28 protein-coding genes are annotated in these 26440 nt (G+C 69.7%); 13 read left to right on the top strand and 15 right to left on the bottom strand.

Going from position 1 to position 26440, the window contains the following annotated elements:
• Positions 1–87 precede the first annotated feature (87 nt).
• From EPD65_RS09900 to EPD65_RS09915, 4 genes are all read left to right on the top strand, one after another.
• Positions 88–678, top strand: a complete 591-nt coding sequence (locus tag EPD65_RS09900) for a hypothetical protein (RefSeq protein WP_131583644.1) — start codon at positions 88–90, stop codon at positions 676–678.
• A 178-nt stretch (positions 679–856) separates the two neighbouring features.
• Positions 857–2002 (top strand): N-acetyltransferase DgcN family protein, encoded by a 1146-nt coding sequence (locus EPD65_RS09905; protein WP_131583646.1) that lies wholly within the window; start codon positions 857–859, stop codon positions 2000–2002.
• Entirely contained in the window at positions 1999–3123 is a 1125-nt protein-coding gene (locus tag EPD65_RS09910) for an alanine/ornithine racemase family PLP-dependent enzyme (RefSeq protein ID WP_131583648.1), read from the top strand. Before EPD65_RS09905 ends, EPD65_RS09910 begins: the two co-directional genes overlap by 4 nt.
• A gap of 151 nt (positions 3124–3274) precedes the next feature.
• A complete protein-coding gene (locus EPD65_RS09915; RefSeq protein ID WP_131583650.1) occupies positions 3275–3868 on the top strand; it encodes a hypothetical protein in 594 nt (197 codons plus the stop codon).
• 4 nt (positions 3869–3872) lie between these two features.
• Here EPD65_RS09915 and EPD65_RS09920 read toward each other — a convergent pair whose 3' ends face one another.
• Positions 3873–4097: a hypothetical protein gene (locus EPD65_RS09920; protein WP_131583652.1), complete on the bottom strand. Its 225-nt coding sequence runs from the start codon at positions 4095–4097 to the stop codon at positions 3873–3875.
• Positions 4094–4747, bottom strand: coding sequence for an RNA polymerase sigma factor (locus tag EPD65_RS09925; RefSeq protein WP_131583654.1), 654 nt, complete (start codon positions 4745–4747; stop codon positions 4094–4096). The genes EPD65_RS09920 and EPD65_RS09925 overlap by 4 nt, the downstream gene beginning before the upstream one ends.
• Before the next feature lie 77 nt (positions 4748–4824).
• On the opposite strand from EPD65_RS09925, the gene EPD65_RS09930 reads away from it, so the two are divergent.
• Complete coding sequence (locus EPD65_RS09930) at positions 4825–5238, top strand: hypothetical protein (protein ID WP_131583656.1); 414 nt, start codon at positions 4825–4827, stop codon at positions 5236–5238.
• A gap of 215 nt (positions 5239–5453) precedes the next feature.
• On the opposite strand, the gene EPD65_RS09935 is transcribed toward EPD65_RS09930, so the two are convergent.
• From EPD65_RS09935 to EPD65_RS09960, 7 genes are all read right to left on the bottom strand, one after another.
• A complete protein-coding gene (locus tag EPD65_RS09935) occupies positions 5454–6167 on the bottom strand; it encodes a flavodoxin family protein (RefSeq protein ID WP_131583658.1) in 714 nt (237 codons plus the stop codon).
• A gap of 74 nt (positions 6168–6241) precedes the next feature.
• Positions 6242–6931, bottom strand: coding sequence for a ferredoxin--NADP reductase (locus EPD65_RS09940; RefSeq protein WP_131583660.1), 690 nt, complete (start codon positions 6929–6931; stop codon positions 6242–6244).
• Positions 6932–6951: 20 nt separating this feature from the next.
• Positions 6952–8517: a peptide chain release factor 3 gene (locus EPD65_RS09945; RefSeq protein ID WP_131583662.1), complete on the bottom strand. Its 1566-nt coding sequence runs from the start codon at positions 8515–8517 to the stop codon at positions 6952–6954.
• Positions 8448–9659: a N(5)-(carboxyethyl)ornithine synthase gene (locus EPD65_RS09950; RefSeq protein WP_131583664.1), complete on the bottom strand. Its 1212-nt coding sequence runs from the start codon at positions 9657–9659 to the stop codon at positions 8448–8450. The genes EPD65_RS09945 and EPD65_RS09950 overlap by 70 nt, the downstream gene beginning before the upstream one ends.
• Entirely contained in the window at positions 9656–9790 is a 135-nt protein-coding gene (locus EPD65_RS16660; RefSeq protein ID WP_279387561.1) for a hypothetical protein, read from the bottom strand. The genes EPD65_RS09950 and EPD65_RS16660 overlap by 4 nt, the downstream gene beginning before the upstream one ends.
• Positions 9791–9873: 83 nt before the next feature.
• On the bottom strand, positions 9874–10866 hold the full coding sequence (locus EPD65_RS09955; RefSeq protein ID WP_131583666.1) for an NADP-dependent oxidoreductase: 993 nt from the start codon (positions 10864–10866) through the stop codon (positions 9874–9876).
• Positions 10866–11477: a TetR/AcrR family transcriptional regulator gene (locus EPD65_RS09960; RefSeq protein WP_131583668.1), complete on the bottom strand. Its 612-nt coding sequence runs from the start codon at positions 11475–11477 to the stop codon at positions 10866–10868. The genes EPD65_RS09955 and EPD65_RS09960 overlap by 1 nt, the downstream gene beginning before the upstream one ends.
• Positions 11478–11568: 91 nt before the next feature.
• Here EPD65_RS09960 and EPD65_RS09965 point away from each other — a divergent pair, with 91 nt between their 5' ends.
• From EPD65_RS09965 to EPD65_RS09980, 4 genes are read left to right on the top strand one after another with little or no spacing between them, the layout of a single operon-like run.
• Complete coding sequence (locus tag EPD65_RS09965) at positions 11569–12816, top strand: NADH:flavin oxidoreductase/NADH oxidase family protein (RefSeq protein WP_131583670.1); 1248 nt, start codon at positions 11569–11571, stop codon at positions 12814–12816.
• Complete coding sequence (locus tag EPD65_RS09970; protein WP_131583672.1) at positions 12813–13703, top strand: SDR family NAD(P)-dependent oxidoreductase; 891 nt, start codon at positions 12813–12815, stop codon at positions 13701–13703. Before EPD65_RS09965 ends, EPD65_RS09970 begins: the two co-directional genes overlap by 4 nt.
• Positions 13700–14554: an alpha/beta fold hydrolase gene (locus tag EPD65_RS09975; RefSeq protein ID WP_131583674.1), complete on the top strand. Its 855-nt coding sequence runs from the start codon at positions 13700–13702 to the stop codon at positions 14552–14554. Before EPD65_RS09970 ends, EPD65_RS09975 begins: the two co-directional genes overlap by 4 nt.
• 10 nt (positions 14555–14564) lie before the next feature.
• Complete coding sequence (locus EPD65_RS09980; protein WP_131583676.1) at positions 14565–15308, top strand: hypothetical protein; 744 nt, start codon at positions 14565–14567, stop codon at positions 15306–15308.
• A gap of 22 nt (positions 15309–15330) precedes the next feature.
• Here EPD65_RS09980 and EPD65_RS09985 read toward each other — a convergent pair whose 3' ends face one another.
• Both EPD65_RS09985 and EPD65_RS09990 read right to left on the bottom strand, forming a co-directional pair.
• Positions 15331–16023, bottom strand: coding sequence for a TetR/AcrR family transcriptional regulator (locus EPD65_RS09985; protein ID WP_131583678.1), 693 nt, complete (start codon positions 16021–16023; stop codon positions 15331–15333).
• 5 nt (positions 16024–16028) lie between these two features.
• Positions 16029–17630 (bottom strand): GMC oxidoreductase, encoded by a 1602-nt coding sequence (locus EPD65_RS09990; RefSeq protein WP_131583680.1) that lies wholly within the window; start codon positions 17628–17630, stop codon positions 16029–16031.
• A gap of 100 nt (positions 17631–17730) precedes the next feature.
• Here EPD65_RS09990 and EPD65_RS09995 point away from each other — a divergent pair, with 100 nt between their 5' ends.
• Positions 17731–18705, top strand: a complete 975-nt coding sequence (locus tag EPD65_RS09995; protein WP_131583682.1) for an enoyl-CoA hydratase/isomerase family protein — start codon at positions 17731–17733, stop codon at positions 18703–18705.
• Positions 18702–19592, top strand: coding sequence for an alpha/beta hydrolase (locus tag EPD65_RS10000; protein WP_131583684.1), 891 nt, complete (start codon positions 18702–18704; stop codon positions 19590–19592). Before EPD65_RS09995 ends, EPD65_RS10000 begins: the two co-directional genes overlap by 4 nt.
• 415 nt (positions 19593–20007) lie before the next feature.
• Here the strand turns inward: EPD65_RS10000 and glnA are convergent, their stop codons facing one another.
• The 3 genes from glnA to EPD65_RS10020 all read right to left on the bottom strand — a co-directional run bounded on the left by glnA (position 20008) and on the right by EPD65_RS10020 (position 24291).
• A complete protein-coding gene (gene glnA, locus EPD65_RS10010; protein ID WP_131583686.1) occupies positions 20008–21435 on the bottom strand; it encodes a type I glutamate--ammonia ligase in 1428 nt (475 codons plus the stop codon).
• A gap of 51 nt (positions 21436–21486) precedes the next feature.
• A complete protein-coding gene (locus EPD65_RS10015) occupies positions 21487–22020 on the bottom strand; it encodes a GNAT family N-acetyltransferase (RefSeq protein WP_207891497.1) in 534 nt (177 codons plus the stop codon).
• 93 nt (positions 22021–22113) lie between these two features.
• Positions 22114–24291, bottom strand: coding sequence for a glutamine synthetase III family protein (locus EPD65_RS10020; RefSeq protein WP_131583688.1), 2178 nt, complete (start codon positions 24289–24291; stop codon positions 22114–22116).
• Between the two features lie 192 nt (positions 24292–24483).
• Between EPD65_RS10020 and EPD65_RS10025 the strand changes: the two genes are divergently transcribed.
• Together EPD65_RS10025 and EPD65_RS10030 are read left to right on the top strand one after the other, a co-directional pair.
• A complete protein-coding gene (locus tag EPD65_RS10025; protein ID WP_131583690.1) occupies positions 24484–24879 on the top strand; it encodes an RDD family protein in 396 nt (131 codons plus the stop codon).
• On the top strand, positions 24876–25652 hold the full coding sequence (locus tag EPD65_RS10030) for a hypothetical protein (protein WP_131583691.1): 777 nt from the start codon (positions 24876–24878) through the stop codon (positions 25650–25652). The genes EPD65_RS10025 and EPD65_RS10030 overlap by 4 nt, the downstream gene beginning before the upstream one ends.
• Positions 25653–25711: 59 nt before the next feature.
• Here EPD65_RS10030 and EPD65_RS10035 read toward each other — a convergent pair whose 3' ends face one another.
• Positions 25712–26422 (bottom strand): DUF4191 domain-containing protein, encoded by a 711-nt coding sequence (locus tag EPD65_RS10035; RefSeq protein ID WP_131583693.1) that lies wholly within the window; start codon positions 26420–26422, stop codon positions 25712–25714.
• Positions 26423–26440 lie beyond the last annotated feature (18 nt).

Raw genomic sequence — 26440 nt, forward strand, 5'->3', positions numbered from 1 at the left:
GCGTACGTTGACGGATGGGCCCGGCCGGGGTCCGATCCGTGCCTCGACCGGTACGTGCCCGACCCCGACCATCCAGGAGGCAGCGCCATGTTCATCCAGGTTTTCCAGGGACCCTGTTCGCGGCCGGAGGAGGCCCACGCACTGCTCGACGAGTGGCGCCGTGACCTGGCACCCGGGGCGACCGGATGGTTGGGCGGCACCTTCGGCTGCACCGACGACGGTCAGCTGCTCGGCGTGGTCCGCTTCGCCTCGCGGGAAGAAGCCGCAGCGAACTCGGCCCGTCCGGAGCAGGGTGCCTGGACCGACCGGCTCAATGCCGTGCTCGACGGCCCGCTCGAGTTCCACGACTGCGACGACGTAACGCTCATGCTCGACGGCGGCTCCGACCAGGCGGGCTTCGTCCAGATCATTCGCGGTCGGGTCGACGACCCCGCACGGCTCAAGGCGATGATGACCGACACCCGCGCGATGCACGAGATGCGGCCCGACATCATCGGGGCGAGCCTCGCGATCGAGCCCGACGGCACGTTCACCGAGACCGTCGCCTTCACCAGCGAAGCCGAAGCGAGGCAGGGAGAGAAGAACCCGCCGCCCGCCGAGGTCCAGCGCGAGCTGGAGTACGCGATGGCCTCGGCGACCTTCTACGACCTGCACACTCCCTGGTTCGAGAGCGCCTGAGACCCGCGCGTGCCGGTTCGGGTGGCGTGAACGATGCGGGGTTCGATGGGGGTGCCTGTTACCGTCAAAGGGCGCGGCAACCTTGCCGCCTCTCAGGGCAGACGCCTCGTTGATTGCTGGGCACGCCGCCCGCCACGAAGCCCGTCGCCTCCTCTGAGCTCTCTCAGAGGAATCGCGCATGCCCACGCCCAACCTTCCCGACGCCACCCACGACCCGGCAGAGGCCTTCGCGCTGCCGACCGGCACGACCGCCGTCGTCTACTGCGAGGGCCAGTTCGGCGAGCAGGACGGCAAGACCGCCAACGGGCTGGTCCGGCACTCCGAGAAGTACGACGTGCTCAGCGTCATCGACAGCAGCTGTGCGGGCGTCGACGCGGGCAGCTTCCTCGACGGAATCCCCAACGGCATCCCCGTCGTGGCCGACCTCGAGGACGCGCTCCACCTCGCCGGCGAGGTGCCCGACTACCTGATCTGCGGCGTCGCGCCCGCGGACGGATTGCTCTCCGATGCGCAGCGCGTCGTGCTCCTGGACGGCATCGCGAACGGCATGCACGTGATCAACGGCCTGCACGAGTTCCTCAACGACGACGCCGAGTTCGTGGCTGCCGCCGCGCTGGCGCGCGTCACGATCACCGATGTGCGACGCCCGAAGGAGAAGCGCGACCTGCACCTCTTCTCCGGGCGCATCTTCGACGTGACCTGTCCGCGTATCGCCGTGCTCGGCACGGACGGCGCGATCGGCAAGCGGACCACCGCCACCCTCCTCGTGCAGGCGCTGAACGCCGCCGGCATCAAGGCGGTCATGGTCGGCACCGGCCAGACCACCCTGATCCAGGGCGGCAAGTACGGCGTCGCGCTCGACGCTCTCGTCCCGCAGTTCTGCTCCGGCGAGGTCGAGAACCAGGTCGTTGCCGCCTGGGAGGGCGAGGACCCTGACGTGATCATCGTCGAGGGGCAGGGCGCGCTCAGTCACCCGGCGTACCTGACGAGCGCGCACATCCTGCGTGGCAGCCGGCCGGCCGGCGTCATCGTGCAGCACGCGCCGCGGCGCGTGGCGCTCGGTGACTTCCCGATGGTCGCGATGCCCAGCATCGCGCGGGAGATCGCGCTGATCGAGGCGTTCGCCGACACCGAGGTCATCGGCGTGACGATCAACCACGAGCTCATGGAGACGGACGAGATCGGCGGCGTGATCGCGCACCACGCGCGGAGCCTCGGACTCCCGGTGACCGACCCGCTGACCCGGCCCGGCGCCGAGCTCGTCGACATGGTGCTGCTGGCGTTCCCGGCCCTCGCACACTCTCGCGTTCCGCTGACACTGTGAGCGCGCCGCGGCTCGTCGTCGACCTGGTCAAGGTGGAGGCGAACACGCGGCAGCTCGTCGAGCAGCTCCGACCTCGGGGGATCAGCGTCACCGGCGTCACCAAGGCTGCGCTGGGGTCACCGGAGATCGGCGCAGCGATGCTGCGCGGCGGCGCGATCGGCCTCGCCGACTCACGGATCGAGAACCTCACCCGGCTTGCTGCCGGCGCTCCGGCGTCGGCGTCACGCACGCTGATCCGTTCCCCGATGATCAGCCAGGTGGACCAGGTCGTCCGGCATGCGACAACGTCGCTGAACACAGGGCTGCGGGTCCTTGACGCCCTCGACGAGGCGGCTCGCCGGCAGCGTCGTACTCACCAGGTCGTGCTGATGGTCGAGCTCGGCGACCTGCGCGAGGGCATCGCCCCGGAGGACGTCATCGATCTGGCGCTCACGACGCGGACCCGGCGACGACTGCGGCTCGCAGGCCTGGGGACCAACCTTGCCTGCCAGAACGGCGTGGTCCCCGACGACCGCAACATGGGTGAGCTCAGTCGGCTGGTCGAGGAGGTCGAGGCGGCCACGGGGGAGTCACTGGCCGTCGTCTCCGGTGGCAACTCCGCGAACCTGCCGTGGGCGCTCTCCACCTCGGCCGTCGGCCGGATCAACGACCTGCGCATCGGTGAGGCGATCCTGCTCGGCACCGAACCGCTGCACCGCACGGTCCTTCCCGGCCTGCACGACGATGCCTTCCGGCTGGTCGCCGAGGTGATCGAGGCCGGCGTCAAGCCCTCGCAGCCGTGGGGTGCGCTGGCGCAGACGGCGTACGGCGAGCTGGCGCCGCTGCGCGCTGGCGGCGGCTCCGGCACCACGCGTCAGGCGATCTTGGCGCTCGGCCGGCAGGACGTCCTGCTCGAGGGTCTGGTGCCGCCGCCCGGCATCACGATCCTGGGCATGAGCAGCGACCACCTGGTCGTCGACTGCGGCGACCACCGTCTGGCCGTGGGAGATGAGCTCACCTTCGGCGTCGGCTACGGCGCGCTGGTGCAGGCGATGACGTCGCCGTTCGTCGCCGTCGTGCTCACCGAGCCGGCGGCCGCACGTGGTCGCGCCGCGACGCCCGGCACATACCTGCCGTCCTGACACGCCCCGGCCACTCCCGACCCGGGGGTTGACACCGGGGTCCGTGGCGTACGCCGCGCACCCGGCGTACGTTGGCCGATGGGCCCGGCCGGGGTCCGACGTACGCCTCGACCGGTACGTGCCCGACCCCGTCCGCCGAGGAGGCAGTGCCATGTTCATCCAGGTAATCCAGGGACCCTGTTCGCGGCCGGAGGAGGCCCACGCGCTGCTTGACGAGTGGCGTCGTGACCTGGCACCCGGGGCGACCGGATGGTTGGGCGGCACCTACGGCTGCACCGACGACGGCCAGCTGATCGGCGTGGTCCGCTTCGCGTCGCGGGAAGAAGCCGCCGCCAACTCGGCCCGTCCGGAGCAGGGTGCCTGGGCCGACCGGCTCAACGCGGTGCTCGACGGCCCGCTCGAGTTCCACGACTGCGACGACGTCACGCTCATGCTCGACGGCGGCTCCGACCAGGCCGGCTTCGTCCAGATCATCCGCGGGCGAGTCGACGACCTCGCGCGGCTCAAGGCGATGATGACCGACACCCGGGCGATGCACGAGATGCGGCCCGACATCATCGGGGCGAGCCTCGCGATCGAACCCGACGGCACCTTCACCGAGACCGTCGCCTTCACCAGTGAGTCCGAGGCACGCGAGTACGAGAAGTCCGCTCCGCCGCCGGCCGAGGTCCAGCAGGAGCTCGACTACGCATTCGCGTCGGCGACGTTCTACGACCTGCACCAGCCGTGGTTCGAGAGCCGCTGATCGGTCAGCTCCCGGCGAGCAGCTCGCTCAGGGTGCGAGCCTCCTCCGCGCAGGCTCCGCACCCGGCGAGGTGCGTCTCCATCGGCAGGTCCCGGTAGCCCGGGTCGGCGGCCAGCCGCTCGGCGTACACGTCGATGGTGGCGAAGCAGTCGTCGCAGGAGAGGTACGGCGAGGTGTCGACGAGGAGCGCCTCCACCGCATCGGGTGTCAGGGGAGTGTGGTCATTCATCGGGGGCTCCGAGGGGTGGGGGAGTCGAGCAGTCCGGCGGCGGTGAGGCTGGCCCGGATCCGTCGGCGCGCGTCGTGCAAGGTCTTGTAGAGGGCGTTTCGGGTGCTGCCGGTGCGCTCGGCGAGGACGTCGATCGGCACGCCCTCGACGAGCAGGGCGAGGGCCACGACCCGCTGGTGCGGCGTGAGGTCGCGCTGGATCGCCAGCTCGACGGCGCGGCGCAGCTCGCCGGCCTCGAGGACGGACGCTGGCGTCGGCGTGGCGTCGGTGAGGGGCAGGGAGTCAGCGAGGGCGACCTCGCGGTGGCGCCAGGCCTGACGGCGTACGGCGACGCCCGCGTGCAGCACGCCGAACTTCCACACCCAGGTCGTGAAGCGGCTGCGTCCCTCGAACGTCTCCAGCTGCCGGAGGACGGCCAGCAGGGCGTCGTTCGCGGCCTGCTCGGCGAGGTCCTCGAGGTCGCCGCTCCCGGCGCCCGGCAGCTGGTCGCGCAGCCTCCAGACCTGGTGCAGGGTCGCCTGTAGCAGCGTCGTGCGGAGCCGCGCCAGCGCCTCATCGCCCTCCGGTCCCTCCGCGGTGAGGTCGCGGTGCCAAGCGGCGTCGGGATGTGTCGGCGCGAGCTCCACACCTGCCAGCGTGCCATCGGTCATGCCGGGTTGGTGTCGCCGTGCGCGATGTTCTTACCGGCCGCGGGTAAGAACGTTTGCGAGTGCGACACCAACAGGGCATGACCACCTTCACCGAAACCCTGACCGAGCGCGGCACCGACCGCGCCTACCTGCTGCTGCGCACCGTCTTCACGGTCGCGCCAATCGCCTTCGGGCTCGACAAGTTCCTCGGGATCCTGACGGATGACTGGGAGAAGTACCTCGCTCCGTGGATCAACGACATCGTCCCCGGCAGCGCCCACGACGCGATGCTGGTCGTCGGCGTGATCGAGATCGTCGCGGGCGTGGTGGTCGCCGTCGATGCGCGGTTCGGAGCCCTGTTGGTCGCCGCCTGGCTCGGCGGCATCATCGTCGACCTCGTGACGCTCGGGGACTTCTACGACGTGGCGCTGCGCGACTTCGGCCTGCTCGCCGCCGCCCTGGCACTCGCGCTGCTGGCTTTCGAGCGCAAGCCCCTGCACCCAGGGGCCTGAACCCCTCGCCCCTGAAATGGACGATGCCCGCCAGTCGGGAGGGAGGGTGACCGGCGGGCTCCTGCCAGCTCCTCGGGAGGGAGGGATGAGGACCTGGCTGCGTCTGTTCATATCAACGCGGCACGCGGGCAGTGGTTACGTTGGCCGACAGAGAATCGCGGCAACCGCGTTCCTCGCGGTGACGATGTTCGCGGTGGTTGGCCGGAAAGTGCTGATCAGGAGCGGTACTCCGGGTTCTCGAAGTCGAAGCGGGCACCGGCGTCCCACTCCTTGCGCGAGTTGCCGTACGACGGCACCCCGCCGGCGTCCTTGAGCAGCTGCGCGAGGTGCATGAGGTTCCACGTCATGAAGGTGGTGTTGCGGTTGGTGAAGTCGTTGTCCGGGCCACCGCTGCCGGGGTCGAGATAGCTCGGGCCCGGTCCGGCCTCACCGATCCACCCGGCGTCGGCGTTCGGCGGAATCGTGTAGCCGATGTGCTGCATGGAGTAGAGGACGTTCTGCGCGCAGTGCTTGATGCCGTCCTCGTTGCCGGTGATCAGGCAGCCGCCGACGCGGCCGTAGTAGAGGTACTGGCCCTTGTCGTTGAGCATGCCGCTGAGCGCGTAGAGCCGCTCGATGATCCGCTTCATGACGCTGGAGTTGTCGCCGAGCCAGATCGGCCCGGCAAGCACGAGGATGTCGGAGGCGAGCAGCCGTGGGTAGATCTCCGGCCACGCGTCGGTCTCCCAGCCGTGCTCGCGCATGTCGGGATAGACGCCGGTCGCGATGTCGTGGTCGACGGCCCGGAGGACCTCCACCTCGACGCCGTGCTCCCGCATGATGTGGGCGCTGGCATCGATCAGACCCTGGGTGTTGCTGACCTCGGGGCTCTTCTTCAGCGTGCAGTTGATGAACATGGCCCGGAGGCCGGTGAAGTCGGGTGCATCCATGGGGTCACTCCTTGCGCGGCGTGTCCTTCGACGATGGCACTGTCGTCGCGGGCGCGCCAGAGGCGCGGGGTGACTCAGTCGCCGTCGAACGAGTCGATGCGGATGTCGTCGTGGTCCGCGCCGGCCTCCATGAGGACGGCCTCGGTCGCCTCAATCATCGCGGGCGGGCCGGCGATGTAGTAGTAGTGCACGGCGTCGCTGACGCTGGCGGCGAGGATGCGCCGGCGTTCCTTGCTCTTCATGCCGGCCGTCAGGACGTAGTCGATGGTGACGCCGGGGAGCTGCTTGCTCCACGCGTCGAGCTCATCCATGAACAGGAAGTCATCGGTGCGGTTGAGGTAGATCAGGTGCGCTGCCTCGTGGCTGGAGGTCTCCGCCATCTCGGCGATCATGCTCCGGAACGGCGCGACCCCCACGCCCGCCGCGATCAGCACGCTCGAGCGGTGCTGCCGCAGCGAGAAGTCGTAGTCATTGCCGTACGCCGTCATCCGCATCGTCGCGCCGGGCTGCGCCTCCTGGAGCGCACGCTTGAACCCGCTCTGACCGGCCTTGAACGTGATCGCCAGGTCGGGCTCGCCGGGGGAGGACGACAGCGAGTAGGTCTTGCCGCCGGTGAGGTCCGCGCCCGGGATCTCCAGGTCGATCCAGTCGCCTGCCTCGAACTGGAAGCCACGAGGCCGCTCGAAGACCAGCGTGAGGTGGTCCGGCGTCTCCTGACGTCGCGCGATCACGGTGAGCGGGATGTCGACGTTCTGGTGCGGCATCAGCGGTCCTCTGACGGTGCTCAGCTGCCGCCGGCAGGGAGCTCCTCGAGCATGACGCCCGGGTGCTCGCGGCCCACGTAGCCCGCCGTCCACTTGTCGACGAACAGCGCGAGGTACGTGCCGTCGCTGCGCTGGAGCACCTCGGTGTTGCGGACGCCGCGGAGCTCGTCGGCGCCGGCAGCGTCCGTCAGCCGGGCAGCGGAGTAGGGGAGGCTGGAGAGCCGGATGGGGGAGTTGAACTCGTTCTTCATCCGGTCCTCGACGACCTCGAACTGCAGCGGACCGACGGCCGCGAGCACCGGGCTCTGGTCACCGCGCAGGTCGGAGCGGAGCACCTGCACGACGCCTTCCTGGTCGAGCTGCTCGATGCCCTTGCGGAACTGCTTGAACTTGCTGATGTCGGCCGCGCTGCACGTCTTGAAGTGCTCCGGCGCGAAGCTCGGGACGGGCGGATAGGCGATCGGGTCGCCGACGTACATCGTGTCGCCGACGCGCAGGGAGCCGGCGTTGACCAGGCCGATGATGTCGCCGGGCTCGGCGGTCTCGACCGACGTCGCCTCGCGGCCGAACATCGCCTGGGCGAACTTCGTCGCGAACGGCCGGCCGGTCGTCCCGTGCGTGACGACCATGCCGCGCTCGAAGCTGCCGGAGACGACGCGCGCGTACGCGAGCCGGTCGCGGTGGGCGCTGTTCATGCCGGACTGAACCTTGAAGACGAACGCGCTGAAGTCGTCCTCGACCTTGCGGATCGAGCCGTCGATGCCCTCGGTCGGGCTGGGCGACGGAGCCAGGTCGAGCAGCAGGTCGAGCAGCTGCGCGACGCCGAAGTTCTGCAGCGCCGAGGCGAACATGACCGGCGTCGTCTCGCCGGCCAGGAAGCGCTCCTGGTCGTGGTCGTAGTCGTCGAGCTGGAGCAGCTCGTGACCGTCCACGGCCTCGGACCACGGGAGCCGGTCGGCTTCCTCGACGTCGTCGGCGTCCATCCGCACCTCGGGAGCGCGCGTCGCGCCACCCGCCGTACGCGTGTACTTGATGAACTCGCCCGTACGCCGGTCCAGAACGCCGCGGAAGTCGCCGGCCTCGCCGACGGGCCAGGTCAGGGGAGTGGGACGCAGCTTGATCTGCTTCTCGATGTCGTCCATGAGGCCGAGCGGCGAGAGGCCGGGGCGGTCCCACTTGTTGATGACGGTGATGACCGGGATGCCGCGCAGCGCGCAGACCCGGAAGAGCTTGAGGGTCTGCGGCTCGAGGCCCTTACCGGCGTCGACCAGCATGACCGCAGAGTCGACGGCCGACAGCACGCGGTACGTGTCCTCGGAGAAGTCGCTGTGGCCCGGGGTGTCGACCAGGTTGATCACGTGGCCGTCGTAGACGAACTGGAGCGCGGCCGACGTGATCGAGATGCCGCGCGCCTTCTCCATCGCCATCCAGTCGGAGACGGTGGCGCGCCGGTCTCCCTTGCCGTGGACCGCGCCGGCCTCGGTGATCACCCGCGCGTGGAGCGCGAGGGCCTCGGTCAGCGTGGACTTACCCGCGTCGGGGTGGCTGATGACGGCGAAGGTACGGCGGGGGCGAGTGTCGGGCACTGGCCGGATTCTACCCGGTACGGCGGCTCTGCCTCGCGCCCCTGGAAGGCCAGGATCGCGGGGTTGACCACGGTGCCGTCACGGATCTCGATCGCCCGGCTCAGTGTCTCGTCGGCATCCCACGCAGGAGCACCCTCGAGCACGCGTCGCAGGAACGGGATGAGCGCGCTGGTGTTCTCCCAGGTCGCGGAGTTCCACAGGTACGACGGCGAGTGGTCGACGCCGTAGTAGAGGACGTTGTCGCCCACCACGAAGGTCGGCTCCTCGAAGCTGGTGGGGCGGGCGAAGCTGAAGCCCATGCCCAGGTCGCACGACACGTCGACGAGCAGGCTGCCCGGCCGGAAGGCCGAGAGGTCCTCGTCGTGCAGGTAGATCAGCGGGTTCGCGGTGTCCTGGAACGTGCAATTGACGACGATGTCGTTCTCCGCGAGGTACGCCGGGAGCGGCTCGCGGCCGCGCTCTGTGATCACGTCGCTGCCGTTGACCGGGTCGTGCTCGAACTGCCGGATCCGGACGGAGTGGATCGGTGCGCCCACTGCCGCGACGTCCCGGTTGGTCAGCACCGCGACCTCGTGCACGCCGTGCGCGTTGAGGGCGGTGACAGCCCCGCGTGCAGTGGCGCCGAAGCCGATCACGACCGCGCTCAGCCGGCGGCCGTAGTCGCCGGTGAGCCCAGCCAGCTCCAGCGCGTGCAGCACGGAGCAGTAGCCGGCGAGCTCGTTGTTCTTGTGGAAGACGTGCAGCCCGACCGCGCCATCACGGGTCCAGTGGTTCATCGCCTCGAAAGCGATGAGCGTGAGCCGGTTGTCGATCGCGGCCTGGGTCAGCTCGGTGTCCTGGACGCAGTGCGGCCAGCCCCAGAGCACCTGCCCCGGACCCATCGCCTCGACGTCGGAGAGCTGCGGCTTGGGCAGCAGGACGACTTCGGACTCCGCCAGCAGCTGCTTGCGGGAGGCGAAGCCGGCGACGTACGGCAGCAACGCGTCGTCCGCGACGCCGAACCGGGCGGCGTACCCGTGCTCGAGGGTGATGCGTGCCTGGAGGTCAGCATCGAGGTGGGGGAGGTGATCCGGGTGCAGCGGCAGCCGGTGCTCGTTCTCCTTGGCTGAGGAGCCGATGACGCCGAGCGTCGCGAGGGTCACTTCTTCTTGCCCGGATGGAGCTTGTCGGCGAGCGTCTCCGGCTGGGCGAGATTGCGCTTGTCGGCGCGCTTCTCCTTGATGGACTTGCCGGTTTTCTTGGTCATGCTCTGGCGCGGCGACTTGTCGCTCATGTGGGTTCTCTCTGAGAGGAAGCCTGAATGGCTCCTGCTCTCGACAGTACGCCCCACCCGGCGGTCGCACCCCGGCGGGTGTGTCAGCGCGTGACCACGATCTTGCCGTTGGCCTTGCCCTGCTCGACGTACGCCATCGCCTCGAGGGTCTGGTCGAAGTCGAACGTGCGGTCGAGGACCGGGCGGAGCGTGCCGTCGTCGTAGAGGGCGGCGAGCTTCGCGAGGCGGTCGCCGTCGGCGTGCATGAAGAAGAAGGCGTAGCGGACGCCGAGCTGCTTCGCCCGGCGCCGGACCTTGCGGCTCAGAGCGGCCATGACCGGCTTGAGCAGCGGCTTGCCGAGTTGGGACGCGAACGCCGGGTCGGGCGGGCCGACCACGCTGATCACCAGGCCGCCGGGCTTGAGCACGGTCAGCGACTTCTCGAGGCTGGCCGCTCCGAGCGAGTCGAGCACCACGTCGTAGCCGCTCAGGACGTCGGCGAAGTCGGCCTGCGTGTAGTCGACGACCTCGTCGGCGCCGAGGGCACGGACCTTGGCGACGTCCTTGGTGCCTGCGGTGGTGGCGACGTACGCACCGAGGTGCTTCGCGACCTGGATGACCGTCGAGCCGAGCCCGCCGGCTCCCGCGTGCACGAGCACCTTCTGCCCGGGCTGGACCTGGGCCACGTCGACGAGCGCCTGCCATGCAGCGAGGGCGACGAGCGGCAGTGCGGCAGCCTCGGCGAAGGAGAGCGTTGTGGGCTTGAGCGCAACGTCCCCGGCGTCGATCGCGGCTGCCTCGGCAAAGGCTCCGATGCGCCGGTCGCGCGGGCGGGCATAGACCTCGTCGCCGACCTCGAAGCCACGGACGTCGGCACCAACGGCGGTGACCACGCCGGCCAGGTCGTGGCCGAGCACGAAGGGTCGCTTGTAGGGGATCAGCTGCTTGAACTCACCGTTGCGGACCATCTTGTCGAGCGGGTTGATGCTCGCCGCGCGGACGTCGACGAGGACGTCATGGGGCCCGACCTCGGGCGCCGGTACGTCGGCCTGCTCGAGACCGTCGGGGCCGTAGTGGGTGACGACGAATGCCTTCATCAGGAGTCCTGTCCGGTGGGTGCTGCGGGAGGGAGCGGGGCGGTGGCGATCGTCATCGCGTTGGCGTACGCCGCGGCGAGGAACTGATCGGAGAGCTCGGGGTCGGTGACCGCGCGGGCCGCCTGGAGTGAGCCGACAAGCATGGTGAAGAGGCCGAGCGCGCGCTGCCGGGTCCTCTGTGGGTCGCCGTCATCGAGGTGACGGGAGATGGCCGTGACCATCGCCTCCGCGCCGACCGTGTAGGCCTCCCGGACCATGACGTCACAGCGGCCGATCTCGTCGAGCAGCGCAGCCGAGGGGCAACCGCCGGCGAGGTCGTCGCGGTGGTCGGGGGAGAGGTACCACCGGAGGAAGCCCTCGACCGACTCGAGCCCGGCTGGCAGGGCGTTGACCGCCGCGACCTGGTCCTCGAGCTGTTGCGCGACGACGGTGGCGACGAGCTCGTCCTTCGAGGCGAAGTGGCCGTAGAAGGCGCCGTTGGTCAGGCCTGCGTCGGCCACCAGCGTCGCGATGCCGGAGCCGTCGATGCCGTCGCTCTTGAAGCGGCGGCCGGCGGTCTCGACCATCCGGCGGCGGGTCGCTTCCTTGTGCTCTGCGCTGTAGCGGGCCATGACGTGGATCTCCTTCCGGGGGCTTGTCAGAACTTTAGCATTACGATCATACTATTACGAACGTACTGCAATCACGAACTGGAGCTGCCCCATGGCCTCGCTTGCTGATCCGCTCGACCTGCCCTCCGGCGTACGACTGCCCAACCGCATCGCGAAGGCTGCGCTGAGCGAGGCGCTCGGCGATGCCGACAACGCCCCCGACGGGCGGATCGTGACGCTGTACCGGCGCTGGGCGCAGGGCGGCTACGGCCTCCTGATCACCGGCAATGTCATGGTCGACCGTGACCACCTGGGGGAGCCGGGCAACATCGTGATCGAGGACGACCGGGCGCTCCCGCAGCTGACCGCGTGGGCCAAGGCCGCCCACGACGGCGGTGCGGCGATCTTCGTGCAGCTCAACCACCCGGGTCGGCAGTCCAACCTGATGGAGATCGGCCACACCCCGGTGGCGCCGAGCGCCGTGGCGCTGGCCCTGCCCGGTGCGACCACGCCGCGCGCCCTCAGCGATGCCGAGATCGAGGAGATCATCGAGCGGTTCGCCGTTGCTGCCGAGGTCTGCGAGGACGCCGGCTTCGACGGCGTGCAGATCCACGCGGCCCACGGCTACCTCGTCACCCAGTTCCTCTCCCCGCTGACCAACCTTCGCGAGGACGCATGGGGCGGCGACCCCGAGCGCCGCATGCGCTTCCTGCTCGAGGTCGTACGCCGGGTCCGCGGGCGGGTCAGCCCCGGCTTCGCGGTCGCGGTGAAGCTCAACTCCGCCGACTTCCAGCGCGGCGGCTTCGCCGAGGAGGACTCCCGTGCCGTCGTCGCGGCCCTGGCGCTGGAGGACGTCGACCTGATCGAGGTCAGTGGCGGCAGCTACGAGGAGCCGGCGATGGCGGGTTCCGCAGCTGCGTCGACGCGCGCCCGTGAGGCCTACTTCCTCGACTACGCGCGCTCGGTGCGCGACGCCGCGGGTGACGTGCCGATCGCTGTGACCGGAGGCTTCCGCTCGAGCGCCGGCATGCAGGACGCACTCACGGCCGGAGACTGCGACGTCGTCGGCATCGCGCGGCCGACGGTGACCACCACGGACGCCGCCACCGTGATCCTCCAGGGCCGCGCGACGCAGCTGACCACCCACGAGATCGCGACCGGGATGCGCGGCCTGCTCGGCCGCTTCGCCGACCTGAAGATGCTCGACGGGGTCCTCAACCTGGCGTGGAACACCGACCAGCTGCACCGGCTCGCTGCCGGCAAGGAGCCCGATCTCGACCGGGGCCCGCTGCGCACGACGCTCGCCATGATCCGGCGCAACGGCCGGGTGTCGTTCACGTCGCGCCGGGGCCACCGGTGAGCCGCGCGGCGTACGACCTCGGAGGGAAGGTCGTCCTGATCACCGGCGGCAACGGCGGCATCGGGGCGGCGACGGCTCGCACCCTGCTTGCACGTGGCGCCAGCGTGGCGATCGCCGACATCGACCCGACGACCCCGGAGCGCTCCGCTGGGCTGCACCCGACCGATGCCTTCGGGTGCGTGGCGGACGTACGCGACCGCGCCTCGCTCGACGCCGCGGTCGAGCAGACGGTCGACCGCTTCGGCCGCCTCGATGTCGTGATCGCGAACGCCGGCCTGCTGGCCAAGGCGGCCACCCTGCGAAACACCCCCGTCGCAGACATCGAGGCCACCCTTGCCGTCAACGTGACCGGCGTCGCCAACACCGTTGCCGCGGCACTGCCGGCGGTGATCGCGAGCAAGGGCCAGGTCGTGCTGATCAGCTCGGTCTTCGCCTTCCTCAACGGCATGGGGACGATTCCGTACGCGATGAGCAAGGCCGCTGTCGAGCAGATGGGTCGGGGCCTCCGCGTCGAGCTCGCCGACCACGGCGTCTCGGTGTTGACGGCCTACTTCTCCCTCGTGCAGACGGACATGATCGCGCGCGGCGTCGACGAGGACCCGGTCGTGATGGAGCTCCTCGGCGCCCTGCCAAAGGTGATGCTCAAGCGGATCACGCCCGACCAGGCCGCAGCCGGCATCGCCGATGGACTCGAGGCGCGCGACAGCCGCGTCGTCCTGCCGAAGCTCTGGCGACCGGTCTCTGCCCTGCGCGGCGTGGCCGGCCCAGCCCTCGACGACCGCTTCACCCGCGACCGCCGGATTCTCGACGTCCTCGCCCGCCTCGACGCACGTACGTCCACCCCTGTTGCCGCCACGGCGACCCGCCCCCGAAGGAAGAGCTCATGACCACCTGGAAGACGACCCCCAGCAAGACGATCGACGTCGACGGCACCTCGTTCGCCTACCGTGAGCTCGGCCCGCGCGGCGGCGTACCGGTGGTGTTCCTGCACCACTTCACCGCCGTCCTCGACGACTGGGACCCGCGGGTCATCGACGGGGTCGCGGCGCAGCACCACGTCATCGCCTTCGACAACAGGGGCATCGGCGCGACTGGTGGCAAGGTGCCCACCGACATCGAGCACATGGGTGCCGACGCCATCGCCTTCATCCGCGCCCTCGGCTACGAGCAGGTCGACCTGATCGGCTTCTCGCTCGGCGGTGCCGTCGCCCAGATGGTCGCCCTCCAGGCTCCCGACCTTGTACGCCGCATGGTCGTCGCCGGAAGTGGACCGCGCGGTGGCGGTGGCATCTGGAAGATGCCGTTCATCGTCGGCAACGCCTACACGAAGGCTTTCCTGCTGCGGAAGGACCCGCGCCACTTCCTCTTCTTCCCGCGCACCGCGGAGGGGAAGAAGGCAGCCAACGCCTACTTCGAGCGGCTCGCCGAGCGGACGACGGGTCGCGACAAGCCGATCTCGTCGCAGGCACGCCTCGCCCAGCTGAAGGCGATCACGTCCGCGGGCATGCACGCCAAGGACGACCTGTCACAGATCAAGATCCCCGTCTTCGTCGCCAACGGGGACAAGGACGTGATGGTCGCCAGCGAGCACTCGAAGGACATGGCCGCGCGCCTGCCCGACTCCCGCCTGCGGATCTACCCGCGCTCGGGCCACGGCGGTGTCTTCCAGTACCACCACGAGTTCGTCCCCGAGGTCCTCGACTTCCTGGGCGCTGGTTCCGCTGCGGCAGTGTCCTGAGCGGGCTGCCATGAGCACCCCCGACTTCCTGACCATCGATGCGTTCCTCCGCCCGCCGGGCGGCCGGATCAGGTGGCGGCGCAGTCTCCGGCGCGCGATCGACGACGGGATCGACGGGCTCCGTGGCTCGACCGTCAACCACGCGAACGACGGCACGCACAGCCTGGCTCCACGGGTGCTGCCTGGCGGGGTCGCCCTCGTCGCAGCGTGGGAGTCGGCGGACGCGGCCCGGGCAGCCTTCGCCGGCCCCCTGCGTGGTGCGATCGATGGTCCGGGCCGCTTCAGCCTCGACGCCGAGATGGTGCGCGTGAAGATCGGGACGGACTCGGAGCGCGACCACTGGCACGGCTGGAGGCCCAGCGCCGCGGGGGCGGCGCCGCTCGTCGACGACGAGCCCATGGTTGCCATCGTGCACGGGATCCTCCGGCGCGGCCGGCTCGTCGAGTTCCTGCGCAACAACCTGCATGCCGCGAGCAGGGCCGCTCACCACCCGGGGCACCGGGGAAGCATCGACATCTCGTCGCAGCTGCCCTACGAGCACACCTCGATCAGCCTGTGGAAGACCTACGCCCTCGCCCAGGACTTCGCCTACAAGAAGGGCGGCCACGCCACTGCCATGACCCACGCGCTCAAGCAGGAGACTCACCGCGCCAGCGTGTTCCTGCAGGCCCGGCCGCTGGCGGCGTCAGGCACGCTCGGCATCGACAAGCCGCCGTTCCCGCATCTCCCGGAGGCGCAACGGGCCGGATGCTAGCGACTGTCGGCACCCGGGCCGGTCATGAGCCCGGGTGCCAGGCGCGCAGCAGTGCAGCTTCGTGCGAGGCCAGCGCGGAGGCACGATCGGCCCCGAGGCCGACGCAGAACGTGACTCCCATCGGCACCAGCACCTGCCGGACCGGGTCGTCGAACTCGGCGAAGTGGTTGGCCAGGTCCAGGCTCACGTAGCCGTGCACGAAGCTCCACAGGGCGCCCGCCGCGGCCCTCGGGTCCTCGACCGCGAGCCCGCCGTCGACGCCCAACCGTGCGGCCGCCGCGATGACGTGCGCGTACGCCGCGTTGAAGGCCGGGGAGTGGCCGGCTCGGCGTTCGGCCTTGGTGGGAGTGGGCCGGTACGTCGCGCGCGTGGAGAGGCCGAACATCGCGTCGTACAGGTGGGGGTTGGTCCGGGCGAAGGCGAGAGTGGTCAGCGCCATGGTGAAGAGATCCGCGACCGGATCCTCGCTTGCGCCCACCGCAGCGAACGCCGCGCCGAGCTGGTGGAAGCCGTGGTCCTCCACTGCGCTGAGCAGCTCGGGGACGCCCCCGAAGTAGTTGTAGACGACCATGCTCGACATGCCGGCTCGCGCCGCCACCGTCCTGGCCTTGATGGCGGAGGGGCCTTCCTCGGCCAGCATCGCGACGGCTGCGTCGATGAGGCGCTCCGGGATCCCGTTGGAGAGGCCGGCCGCTGCGCTGGAGGAGGTCGCCATGCGCGTCATCGTTCCAAACCAGCGGCTGGGATGTGGGACATGGCGTGCTCCGCGAGCGCCGCGATCGTCAACGCCGGGTTCACACCCGGGTTGGCCGGGAGAGCGGCGGCGTCGCAGACGACCATGTTCCGGTAGCCGAACACCTGCAGCCGCTCGTCCACGACGCCGGTCGAGGCGCTCGCGCCGATGGCGGCTCCGCCGAGGACGTGTGCGGTCATCGGCCGGTTGCCGAACACCTCGAACACACTGCCTTGGGCAATGCCTCCGGTGCGCTCGGCCAGCCACGTTGCGACCCGGTGGCCCGCATCGATGTACGTCGGGGCGGGGCGCGCGTCGTCGCGTGCGGTGGCGAGCCGGTAGCCACCGCGGAGGATCCGCTTCCTCGCGGTGAACCGGATCGCGTTGTCGCGGGGCTGCATGACCAGCATCATCAGCGTCCGCGCTCCCCAGCCTGCCCGCATCGTCGATGCCCAGCGAACCGGGTGTCGGGTGACGGTGCCCAGCCAGGCCTGGAGTCGCTGTGCGGTGCTCCCGTCGCGGACCAGGAGCGTGAACATCAGCCGCATGAAGTCGCCGTGCGGTCCGTAGGTGAGGAACTCGATCTGGGTGTCACCGTCGAGCACCACCCGGCTGCTTGCGGTGACGTCGCGCCAGGTGCCGATGTCCTCGGGGAGCAGGACGGAGAGCACGGCCTCGCTGTTGGTGCGGGCGAGGTGTCCGAGGCGGTCGCTGAGGGCGGGTAGCGAGCCGCGGTGCTTGCAGTCGGCGAGGAGTTCGTTGGTGCCGACCGCCCCGCCCGCGAACACGACCCCGCGCGCGGTGACGGTGGCGCGCTCGCGGCGCCACCGGGCGCCGGACCGGCGGGTGGTCACCCGGTAGCCGTCGCTCCCGTCCGCTGCTCCGAGTGGCGTCACGTCCACCACCTCGCGCTCGGCGAAGATCCGGGCGCCGCACTTCTCGGCGAACCACAGGTAGTTCTTGGTGAGCCGGTTGGCGGCTCCGGTGCGGCAGCCGGTCATGCACTCGCCGCAGCGGGTGCAGCCGGTGCGGTCCGGCCCCGCGCCCCCGAAGTACGGGTCCGGCACAGTGACTCCCGGCGTACCGAAGAAGACCGCCACGGGCGCCTTGTCGAAACTGCCGCCGAAGTGATCGGCGACCTCGCGGGTGAGCCCGCTCGTCACCGACGCCCACGGAGCTGCGCTCGCCCCGAGCATCCGCTCAGCCTCCCGGTAGTGGGGATCGAGGCGCTCCGCCCAGCCAGTCGGGTCCGTCCATTGGGGATCGGCGAAGAAGGCCTCGTGTGGACGGAAGAGGACTCCGCCGTAGACCAGACTTCCGCCACCGACCCCGGTCTGGGTGGAGCTGAACACGTGCCGGAAGAGGACGTTGCGCATGATCCCGCGCAGTCCGAGTGCGGGCGCCCACACGAAGCGACGGCTGTCCGAGGCCGATGCGGGCAGCTCGTCGTCGGCGTACGACCGTCCGCGCTCGATGACGGCGACGCGATGTCCCTTCTCCGCCAGGCGCAGCGCGGCGACGCTCCCGCCGAAGCCGGATCCGATGACGACCCAGTCGTGGTCCAGCGGGTGTGGGGTGGTGCTGCTCACGGCGTCTCCTCGGGCTCTTGTGACACCAAGATAACTTCGTTATCGTGATCGGACAAGCGGTGCACCGAGCCCGCGACAGCACCTGCAACGGAGACCGGTGATGGCAGAAGAAGTACGCGGCAACCTCGAGATCGAGGACCGGGGCGCGGTGCTGGTCGCGCGCATCGACGGAGGCCCATTCGGGCTCTTCGGCAACGACATCGCCGAGCAACTCGACGCGCTCGTCGACCGTGCTGACCGCGACGACACGGTCCAGGCCGTCGTCTTCACCGGCACCCATCCGACGCGCTTCGTCTCGCACGCCGAGGTGCGGTGGTTGCAGGAGGGCGGCGCCACCGTCCCCTCGGTCGGCGTCCGGGGTGCCTCCGCGCTGGCGCACACTGCCCGCGGGGCGAACCGGGTCGGTGGCCTCAAGGCCGCCCTCGGCAGGACGCCGCTGTGGCCGGCCGTCCAGCTCGAGCGGGTGCACCAGACGTTCCTCAAGATGAACCGCAGCGGCGTCATCTTCATCGCCGCGCTCAATGGCTCTGCTCTCGGTCTCGGTGCCGAGTTCTGCTGGGCCAACGACCTTCGCGTCATGGCGGACGGCGACTTCGTCATCGGCCAGCCCGAGGTGCTGCTGGGGATCATGCCGGGCGGTGGCGGCAGCCAGCGGCTACCGCGGCTGGTCGGCAACCACAAGGCGCTGCTGGCGATCCTGTCGGGCGAGCCGTTCACGCCTGCCCAGGCGCTGGAGATCGGCGCGGTCGACGAGGTGGTCCCGGCAGAGTGGGTGCTGGACCGGGCGATCGAGCTCGCCTCCCACCTCGGCACGCGACCGAAGGCGTCGCGGGCGGCGATCAAGCGCTCGGTCTACTTCGGCGGATCGGCAAACCTGGAGGAAGGGCTGCACATCGAGCGCTCCGAGTTCCTCGCCACGGCGCTCTCGCACATCGGCCAGGAGCTGATGCTCGACTACATGGCCAACACCGAGGCATCCGGGGAGCTGCCTCTCTACCAGCCCGGCGTCTTCGACGAGGTCCTCCTGGCCGGTACGACGCGCGGTGCCGGCGCCGCGCAGGGGAGTGCCCGATGAGCGTCACCCGCCACGACGTCACGTTCGACTCCGACGGCGACCTTTGCGCCGGCTGGCTCTACCTGCCCGACGGCGTCGAGCGCCCGCCCGTCGTCGTACTCGGTCACGGGTTGGGCGCTACCCGTGAGATGCGGGTGGCCGCCTTCGCCGAGCGCTTCGCCGAGGCCGGCATCGCCGCGCTCGCTTTCACCCATCGCAACTTCGGCGACTCGGGCGGGGCGTACCGCCAGGTCGTATCGCTCAAGGAACAGCTCGACGACTGGGAGGCGGCGCTCGCGTATGTGAAGGCGCGCCCCGACCTCGACGGCGCGCGGGTGGCGGTGTGGGGCTCGTCCCTGGGCGGAGGAAACGCGATCGTCGTCGCGTCGCGCCACCCGGAGCTGGCGGCAGCGGTCGCGCAGTGCCCGTTCACGAGTGGTCTCGCAACGTCCCTCGCGCTCGGCCCGGTCAGCAGCGCCAAGCTGCTGCCGGCGGTCGTGGCCGACCTTGTTGCCCAGGCCCGGGGCGCGGCTCCGGTGCTCGTGCCGCTGGCTGGCGAGACCGGAGCGAAGGCGCTGATGGCGGGCCCCGGCGTCATCGAGGACTGCCAGTCACTGATGCCCACGGGCGAGACCTTCCGCAACGAGGCCTCGGCGCGGATCGTCCCCACGATCGCGCTGAGCCGACCCGGCCGTGCGGCGCGGAAGGTCCAGGCGCCGATCCTCTTCTGCGTGTGCGACCGCGACACCGTCACGCCGCCGGGGCCCACACTGCGCTACGCCCGCAGGGCACCGAGGGGTGAGGTCCGGACCTACTCCGCGAGCCACTTCGACATCTACGTCGGCGAGCAGTTCGAGGCCGCAGTCGCGGACCAGACCGAGTTCCTGCTGCGGCACCTCGTGCGGTGACGCTGGTGCGGTGAGGACACGACCCCGCGGCGCTACGTCAACGTGAAGGCCGACCATGCCGCCGTACGCGCTCGCCGGATCCTGACGTCGATGGTGGAGGACGAGCGCGGGGTGAAGGTGGAGCCGCACGCTCACGCTCCCTGCTCGGTGCGCAACCGTCGGGTGTCGTAGGCCCACATCGCGATCTCGACGCGGTTGCGGGCGCCGAGTCGTCATCAACGCGGCGACGTGTGTCTTGACCGTGCTGAGCCCGTGGCCCCGCTCCGTACAGCCCCTGATCGGTGCTGGGCGCGCCGACGGTCACACGGTCCGCGTGTGACCGTGGCATAACCCAGGAGTTCGCCGCATGGTGACACGTTTCCCCAGGTCAGGGGTCGTTTATGACAGCAGATGAAGGGCGCCGAACACTCCGGATTCAGATGTCGTAATACAGCTCGAACTCGTGGGGGTGTGGCCGCAGCTGGACCGGAGCGATCTCCTGGGTGCGCTTGTAGTCCACCCACGTCTCGATCAGGTCCTGCGTGAAGACGCCGCCCTCGGTCAGGAAGTCCGAGTCGTCCTCCAGCGCCTCGAGCACGGCACCGAGCGACGTCGGCACCTGGGCGATCTCGGCCATCTCGTCCGGCGGGAGCTCGTAGATGTCCTTGTCGATCGGCTCGGCCGGCTCGATCTTGTTCTTGATGCCGTCGAGGCCGGCGAGCATCAGGGCCGAGAAGGCGAGGTACGGGTTCGCCGACGGGTCGGGGAAGCGGGCCTCGATGCGCTTGGCCTTCGGGTTCGCACCGGTGATCGGGATACGCACGGACGCCGAGCGGTTGCGCGAGGAGTAGACCAGTGAGATCGGCGCCTCGTAGCCCGGCACCAGGCGGTGGAACGAGTTGACCGTCGGGTTCGTGAAGGCGAGCAGCGCGGGCGCATGCTTCAGGATGCCGCCGATGTAGTGGCGGGCCATCTCGGAGAGCCCCGCGTAGCCGGTCTCGTCGTAGAACAGCGGCTCGCCGGCGTTCCAGAGCGACTGGTGGACGTGCATGCCGGAGCCGTTGTCGCCGAAGAGCGGCTTGGGCATGAACGTGACCGACTTGCCGGCCTCCCAGGCGGTGTTCTTGATGATGTACTTGAACTTCATGACGTCGTCCGCGGCCTTGAGCAGCGTGTCGAAGCGGTAGTTGATCTCCGCCTGGCCGGCCGTGCCGACCTCGTGGTGCGCGCGCTCGACGAGCAGCTGGGCACCCTCGAGGTTCTTGACCATCTCGTCGCGCAGGTCGGTGAAGTGGTCGTACGGCGCGACGGGGAAGTAGCCGCCCTTGAAGCGCGTCTTGTAGCCGAGGTTGGGGTTGTTGGGGTCGTCCTTGCCGGAGTTCCACCAGCCCTCGACCGAGTCGATGTGGAAGAAGCCCTCGTTGGCCGAGGTCGAGTAGCGCACCGAGTCGAAGATGTAGAACTCCGCCTCCGGCGCGAAGTACGCCGTGTCGGCGATGCCCGTGGACGCCAGGTACGCCTGCGCCTTGCGCGCGATGTTGCGCGGGTCGCGGGAGTACGCCTCGCCCGTGATCGGGTCGTGGATGAAGAAGTTCAGCACCAGCGTCTTCGCGATCCGGAACGGGTCGAGGTACGCCGTGGTCACGTCGGGGAAGAGCGACATGTCCGACTCGTTGATCGCCTGGAAGCCGCGGATCGAGGAGCCGTCGAAGGAGAGGCCGTTCTCGAACACCGCCTCGTCGAACGACGACACCGGCACCGTGAAGTGCTGCTCGATGCCCGGCAGGTCGACAAAGCGGACGTCGACCATCTCGACGCCTTCATCCTTGATGAAACGGAGCAACTCGTCCTGGGTCGTGAACATGTCCAAAAACCTACACCCGGCAACGGTCCGCAGGTGGGGAGAGACGCGGCCTCAGATCGCCGCGTGAGGCCGGGGGATAGCCAGCGTGTAGAGGTCGTCGGCGACTGTCTCGCCCCGCACCTCGCTGGTCCCGCGGCCGACGAGGACGAAGCCCAGCCGGCCCAGCAGCCGTGCCGACGCGGCGTTGTCGGGGTCCGTGGCGGCGTCGATGCGGCGTACGCCCTCGGCCTCGAGCAGCGTGATCATCGCGCCGACCGCCTCGGTCGCGTAGCCGCGACCCTGGGCGTCGCGCGCCAGCGTGTAGCCGATCGTGGCCACGTGCCCGTCCGGAGTCCGGTGCACCCCGATGTCGCCGACCATCGTGCCGTCGAGCTCGATCGCGACCTGTTGCCAGTCGTCCAGCACGGGCCAGCCGAGCGCACCCACCTCGGCGACGAACCGCTCGGCGTCCGCCAGCGTGAAGGGCAGGTCCCAACCCTGCAGGGCCGCCACCGCCGGGTCGCTCCGGTACGCCGCCAGCGCCGGCGCATCGCCGGGCTGCATGAGCCGGAGGACCAGACGGTCGGTGGCGAGGGGCAGCGTCATGACCTCGACAGTAGGGGAGAGGAGCCCCAGAAATGCCGACAGCCGGCACCCCGAGGGGCACCGGCTGCCGGAGAGACCGTGCAGGTCAGCTCATCACTTGATGAAGAGCATCTCCTGGTAGGTCGGGAGCGTCCACAGGTCGTCGGCGACGACGCCCTCGAGGGAGTCGGCAGCAGCGCGGACCGCGAGCATGGCCGGGAGGACGACGTCCTTGACGTGCGCGGCCTCGGCGATGCCCTCGGTGTCGTGCTGGGCGGCGACGGCGGCCTGCAGGCCCTTGATGCCGGCGCGGAGCTCGGCGACGAGCGCGGAGACAGCGTTGAGGTCCTCGAGGTCACCCTCGACACCGGCGGCCTTGAGCGCCGCGATGTTGCCGGCGAGCTCCGTCTGGTAGCGGACCGCGGCCGGAAGGATGATCGTCTGGGCGATCTCCTCGGTCAGGTTCGCCTCGACGTTGACGGCCATGAGGTACTGCTCGAGGGCGACCTCGTAGCGGGCCTCGAGCTCGGCCTCGTTGAAGACGCCGTACTTCGAGAAGAGCGCCTTGGCCTCGGGGGTCTGGTACTCCGGAAGCGAGTCGACGGTCGTGTCGAGCTTCTTGAGACCGCGCTGGACAGCCTCCTCGTGCCACTCCGACGAGTAGCCGTTGCCATTGAAGACCGCGGCGCCGTGCTGCTCGATGACCTTCGCGAGGACCTGCTGGACCGCGGCGTTGAACTCGGTGCCGGCGGCGACCGCGGCCTCGAGCTCGGTGGCCAGGTAGTCGAGCGCCTCAGCCATGATCGTGTTGATGATCGTCAGCGGGGCAGCGACGGTCTGGGCCGAGCCGACGGCGCGGAACTCGAAGCGGTTGCCCGTGAAGGCCATCGGCGAGGTGCGGTTGCGGTCGCCGGCGTCCTGGGTCAGGACCGGGAGGGCGTCGACACCGACGGAGAGGGCGCCCTTCTGCTTCGAGGAGGTCGCACCACCCTTCGCGATCTGCTCGAAGACGTCCTGCAGCTGCTCGCCGAGGAAGATCGAGATGATCGCCGGCGGGGCCTCGTTGGCGCCCAGGCGGTGGTCGTTGCCGGCCGACGCGATGGAGACGCGCAGCAGGCCGCCGTACAGGTGGACGGCGCGGATGACGGCGGCGCAGAACACGAGGAACTGGGCGTTGTCGTGCGGGTTGTCACCCGGGTTCAGGAAGTTGCCCTGGTTGCCGTTGCCGAACGAGAAGTTGACGTGCTTGCCGGAGCCGTTGACGCCCGCGAACGGCTTCTCGTGGAAGAGAGCCTCGAAGCCGTGGCGCTTCGCGATCGACTTGAACGTCGACATGATCAGCTGCTGGTGGTCAGCGGCCAGGTTGGCCTTCTCGAAGACCGGCGCGATCTCGAACTGGCCGGGGGCGACCTCGTTGTGGCGGGTCTTGGCCGGAACGCCGAGCTTGAACAGCGCGCGCTCGGTGTCGAACATGAAGTGCTGGACGCGCTCCGGGATGGCACCGAAGTAGTGGTCGTCGAACTCCTGGCCCTTCGGCGGCTTGGCGCCGAAGAGGGTGCGGCCGGCGTTGAGCAGGTCGGGGCGCGCGTTGACGAAGGAGGTGTCGACCAGGAAGTACTCCTGCTCCGGACCGCAGTAGGACACGACGTTGTCGATGTCCTTGTGGCCGAAGAGGGCCAGGACGCGGGTGGCCTGGTCCGACATCGCGTTCTGCGAGCGCAGGAGCGGGGTCTTGTAGTCGAGGGCCTCACCGGTCATCGAGACGAAGATCGTCGGGATGCAGAGGGTCGAGCCGTTGGGGGACTCGAGGATGTACGCCGGCGACTGGACGTCCCAACCGGTGTAGCCGCGGGCCTCGAACGTGGCGCGGATGCCACCGTTGGGGAACGACGACGCGTCGGGCTCGCCCTGGACGAGGATCTTGCCCTGGAACTCCCAGATCGCGGTGCCATCGCCGACCGGCTCCATGAAGGAGTCGTGCTTCTCGGCGGACAGGCCGGTGAGCGGGTAGAAGACGTGCGCGTAGTGCGTCGCGCCCTTCTCCATCGCCCAGTCCTTCATCGCGGCGGCGACGACGTCGGCGATCGCCGGGTCGAGCTTCTCGCCCTTCTCGATCGTGGCGGCGACGGACTTGTAGACCGACTTCGGGAGGCGCTTGGCCATCACCGGCAGCGAGAAGACGTTCTCACCGAAGATCTCCGGCGAGTCGCCGGTGCCGTTGAAGAAGGCGGCCGGGGCCTCGTTGGCCTCGATCTCGCGGATCGCACCCAGGCGGGTGGGGTTCGCAGTCATCAAATACTCCTCAGCACGGCGTCACTCTGGCGCCGACGGTGAACGAAACAGGGTCGAGATTAGGCGGGCAGGGTTTCACCGTCGTAGCCGAATGTTTCAGGCGTGTTAACTCATGCCGGATCCGTGCGTTCGTGAGAACGGGCAGGTCGGGAGGAACCCCGCGGAGATCCTCCCACCCGGTAGGTTGGCGCGGTGCTAGAGACCGCATCATGGGGACGTCGGCTCCTCGCCATCGTCATTGACTGGGCCGCCTGCGTGGGCGTCGTACTCGCCTTCACCGGCTCGTCCTACTTCGGAGACGGCCCGCGATCGGGGTTCTACCTCTTCGTCGTCTTCGTCGTGGAGAGCGCCTTCTTCACCGTCCTGATGGGCGGCTCGTTCGGTCACCTCGCCGTGCGGCTGCGCGTGATCCGCCGCGACGGCCGCCCGCTCGACCTGTTCCGGGCGATCGCCCGGCCGGTGCTGATCCTCCTGGTCATCCCGCCCCTCGTCGCCGGCCCGGACCGCCGCGGCATCCACGACATGATCCTCGGCTCGTACATCGTCCGCCTCGACGATCTGCAGGCCGGCCAGAAGGCTGCCGCATGAACGCCGCTCACCGCTTCGCCACCGCCGGCCTTGCTGCCGTCACGCTGATGGGCTCGCTCTCGCTCGCTGCCTGCGGCGGTGACGAGCACGCGGCTGCGGCCAAGGCTCCGTGCGGGCTGAAGGACACCCGCAAGGGGCACCTCACCGCGAAGACCGCCGCTGCCGCGCTCGCGAAGGCTGCCGAGGGTCGCAAGACCGTCAGCTTCCGCCAGGAGATGACCATCAACGGCAAGACGGCTGCCATCGAGGGCACCGTCGACGCGTCCGCCGACAAGGTCTACGCGCTCTCCCAGACGATGCCCGGCGACGACGGCACCGTGAAGCTGATCCTCAAGGACGACAAGGTCTACGTGTCGGCCGAGGGGGAGCAGGACGGCAAGTACTACGTCGTCGACCCCGACGAGAAGGGGGACCCTCTCGCAGCGCCTCTCAAGGCGTGGTTCGACCAGTCAGGCGCGTCGGCCGCCGCGGACGCCTGGACCGTCGGCCTGCTGGCCGTCAACTACGTGAAGAGCGAGGCGCTCGACGACGGCACGCCGACGGAGCTCTACGAGTTCCAGATCGATCCGCGCATCGTCGCCCGCGCATCGGGCATCACGCCGCCGCCCGGCCTCGAGCAGTCGTCGACGTCGTACATCTGGGTGGATCGCTACGACCTGATCCGCAAGGTCGAGACGACCGCGAAGGACGAGCGCACGGTGGAGACGTTCACCAGCTACTGCGAGCCGGTCGACATCAAAGCGCCTGACGCGAGCGACCTGATCCAGCGCTGATCGCCCAGCAACGACGAAGGGCCCCTCCACCGCGGTGGAGGGGCCCTTCGTGCGTGTGGTCAGCGACCGCGCAGGTTGCCGCGCTGGCCCTTCATGCTGGTCGGCATCGGGCCCTTCGGGACCGGCATGATGCCGCGCTGGGCGTCGAGCGCCTTCAGGCGGTTGAGGACATCGGTCATCTCGGCCGGCTTCACCTGGCGGCCCAGCTTCTGCACGTGCTTGAGCAGCTTGGGCAGCGGGACCTCGCCCTCGCCGTCGCCGAGGATGACCTCGTGGACGGGGGTCTCGGCGAGCACGCGCTGCGTGTTGCGCTTCTCGGTCGCGAGCAGCTGGCGCAGGCGCGCGCCGTGGCCCTCGCCGACGAGGACGACGCCCGGCGGGCCGACGACCCGGAAGACCATGTCCTGCTGCTTGGTGAACGCCACCGGCTGCTGGTTGACCTTCCAGCCACGGCGCAGCATCGAGAGGGCCGCGACGGAGGCGCCACGCTGGCCCTCCATCTGGCCGAACGCCGCACGCTGGGCGCGACGGCCGAAGACGAGCAGGGCGCCGAGGATGCCGAGGATCAGGCCGGTGATGACCGGGATCAGCCAGATCGGGCCGATTCCCGTCAGGTTGCCGAGCAGGAAGCCGAGCGCGAAGAAGACCAGGAACGCGGCGGCGATCCAGAGGCCGAGGGTGCGGTCGGTCTGGCGGGCCATCTTGTAGGCCTGGACGAGCTGCTGGCGACGCTTCTGGGGCTGCTGCGGCGCTGCGGTGGGGGTCGACATGTGCTGCCTCTTGCTGGG

This window comes from Nocardioides jejuensis (assembly GCF_004337475.1).
Classification (GTDB): Bacteria; Actinomycetota; Actinomycetes; order Propionibacteriales; family Nocardioidaceae; genus Nocardioides; species Nocardioides jejuensis.

What these genes read in the sequence shown, in the direction of transcription:
- EPD65_RS09930 (WP_131583656.1), top strand. Translation starts at nt 4,825, where the DNA reads ATGACCACCTTCACCGAAACCCTGACCGAGCGCGGCACCGACCGCGCC.
- EPD65_RS10035 (WP_131583693.1), bottom strand. Translation starts at nt 26,422, where the DNA reads ATGTCGACCCCCACCGCAGCGCCGCAGCAGCCCCAGAAGCGTCGCCAG.
- EPD65_RS09975 (WP_131583674.1), top strand. Translation starts at nt 13,700, where the DNA reads ATGACCACCTGGAAGACGACCCCCAGCAAGACGATCGACGTCGACGGC.
- EPD65_RS09985 (WP_131583678.1), bottom strand. Translation starts at nt 16,023, where the DNA reads ATGGCGACCTCCTCCAGCGCAGCGGCCGGCCTCTCCAACGGGATCCCG.
- EPD65_RS09940 (WP_131583660.1), bottom strand. Translation starts at nt 6,931, where the DNA reads ATGCCGCACCAGAACGTCGACATCCCGCTCACCGTGATCGCGCGACGT.
- EPD65_RS09905 (WP_131583646.1), top strand. Translation starts at nt 857, where the DNA reads ATGCCCACGCCCAACCTTCCCGACGCCACCCACGACCCGGCAGAGGCC.
- EPD65_RS10030 (WP_131583691.1), top strand. Translation starts at nt 24,876, where the DNA reads ATGAACGCCGCTCACCGCTTCGCCACCGCCGGCCTTGCTGCCGTCACG.
- EPD65_RS10000 (WP_131583684.1), top strand. Translation starts at nt 18,702, where the DNA reads ATGAGCGTCACCCGCCACGACGTCACGTTCGACTCCGACGGCGACCTT.
- EPD65_RS09960 (WP_131583668.1), bottom strand. Translation starts at nt 11,477, where the DNA reads ATGGCCCGCTACAGCGCAGAGCACAAGGAAGCGACCCGCCGCCGGATG.
- EPD65_RS09955 (WP_131583666.1), bottom strand. Translation starts at nt 10,866, where the DNA reads ATGAAGGCATTCGTCGTCACCCACTACGGCCCCGACGGTCTCGAGCAG.
- EPD65_RS09995 (WP_131583682.1), top strand. Translation starts at nt 17,731, where the DNA reads ATGGCAGAAGAAGTACGCGGCAACCTCGAGATCGAGGACCGGGGCGCG.
- EPD65_RS09965 (WP_131583670.1), top strand. Translation starts at nt 11,569, where the DNA reads ATGGCCTCGCTTGCTGATCCGCTCGACCTGCCCTCCGGCGTACGACTG.
- EPD65_RS09980 (WP_131583676.1), top strand. Translation starts at nt 14,565, where the DNA reads ATGAGCACCCCCGACTTCCTGACCATCGATGCGTTCCTCCGCCCGCCG.
- EPD65_RS10015 (WP_207891497.1), bottom strand. Translation starts at nt 22,020, where the DNA reads ATGACGCTGCCCCTCGCCACCGACCGTCTGGTCCTCCGGCTCATGCAG.
- EPD65_RS16660 (WP_279387561.1), bottom strand. Translation starts at nt 9,790, where the DNA reads ATGAGCGACAAGTCGCCGCGCCAGAGCATGACCAAGAAAACCGGCAAG.
- EPD65_RS09925 (WP_131583654.1), bottom strand. Translation starts at nt 4,747, where the DNA reads ATGACCGATGGCACGCTGGCAGGTGTGGAGCTCGCGCCGACACATCCC.
- EPD65_RS10020 (WP_131583688.1), bottom strand. Translation starts at nt 24,291, where the DNA reads ATGACTGCGAACCCCACCCGCCTGGGTGCGATCCGCGAGATCGAGGCC.
- EPD65_RS09915 (WP_131583650.1), top strand. Translation starts at nt 3,275, where the DNA reads ATGTTCATCCAGGTAATCCAGGGACCCTGTTCGCGGCCGGAGGAGGCC.
- EPD65_RS09935 (WP_131583658.1), bottom strand. Translation starts at nt 6,167, where the DNA reads ATGGATGCACCCGACTTCACCGGCCTCCGGGCCATGTTCATCAACTGC.
- EPD65_RS09900 (WP_131583644.1), top strand. Translation starts at nt 88, where the DNA reads ATGTTCATCCAGGTTTTCCAGGGACCCTGTTCGCGGCCGGAGGAGGCC.
- EPD65_RS09920 (WP_131583652.1), bottom strand. Translation starts at nt 4,097, where the DNA reads ATGAATGACCACACTCCCCTGACACCCGATGCGGTGGAGGCGCTCCTC.
- glnA (WP_131583686.1), bottom strand. Translation starts at nt 21,435, where the DNA reads ATGTTCACGACCCAGGACGAGTTGCTCCGTTTCATCAAGGATGAAGGC.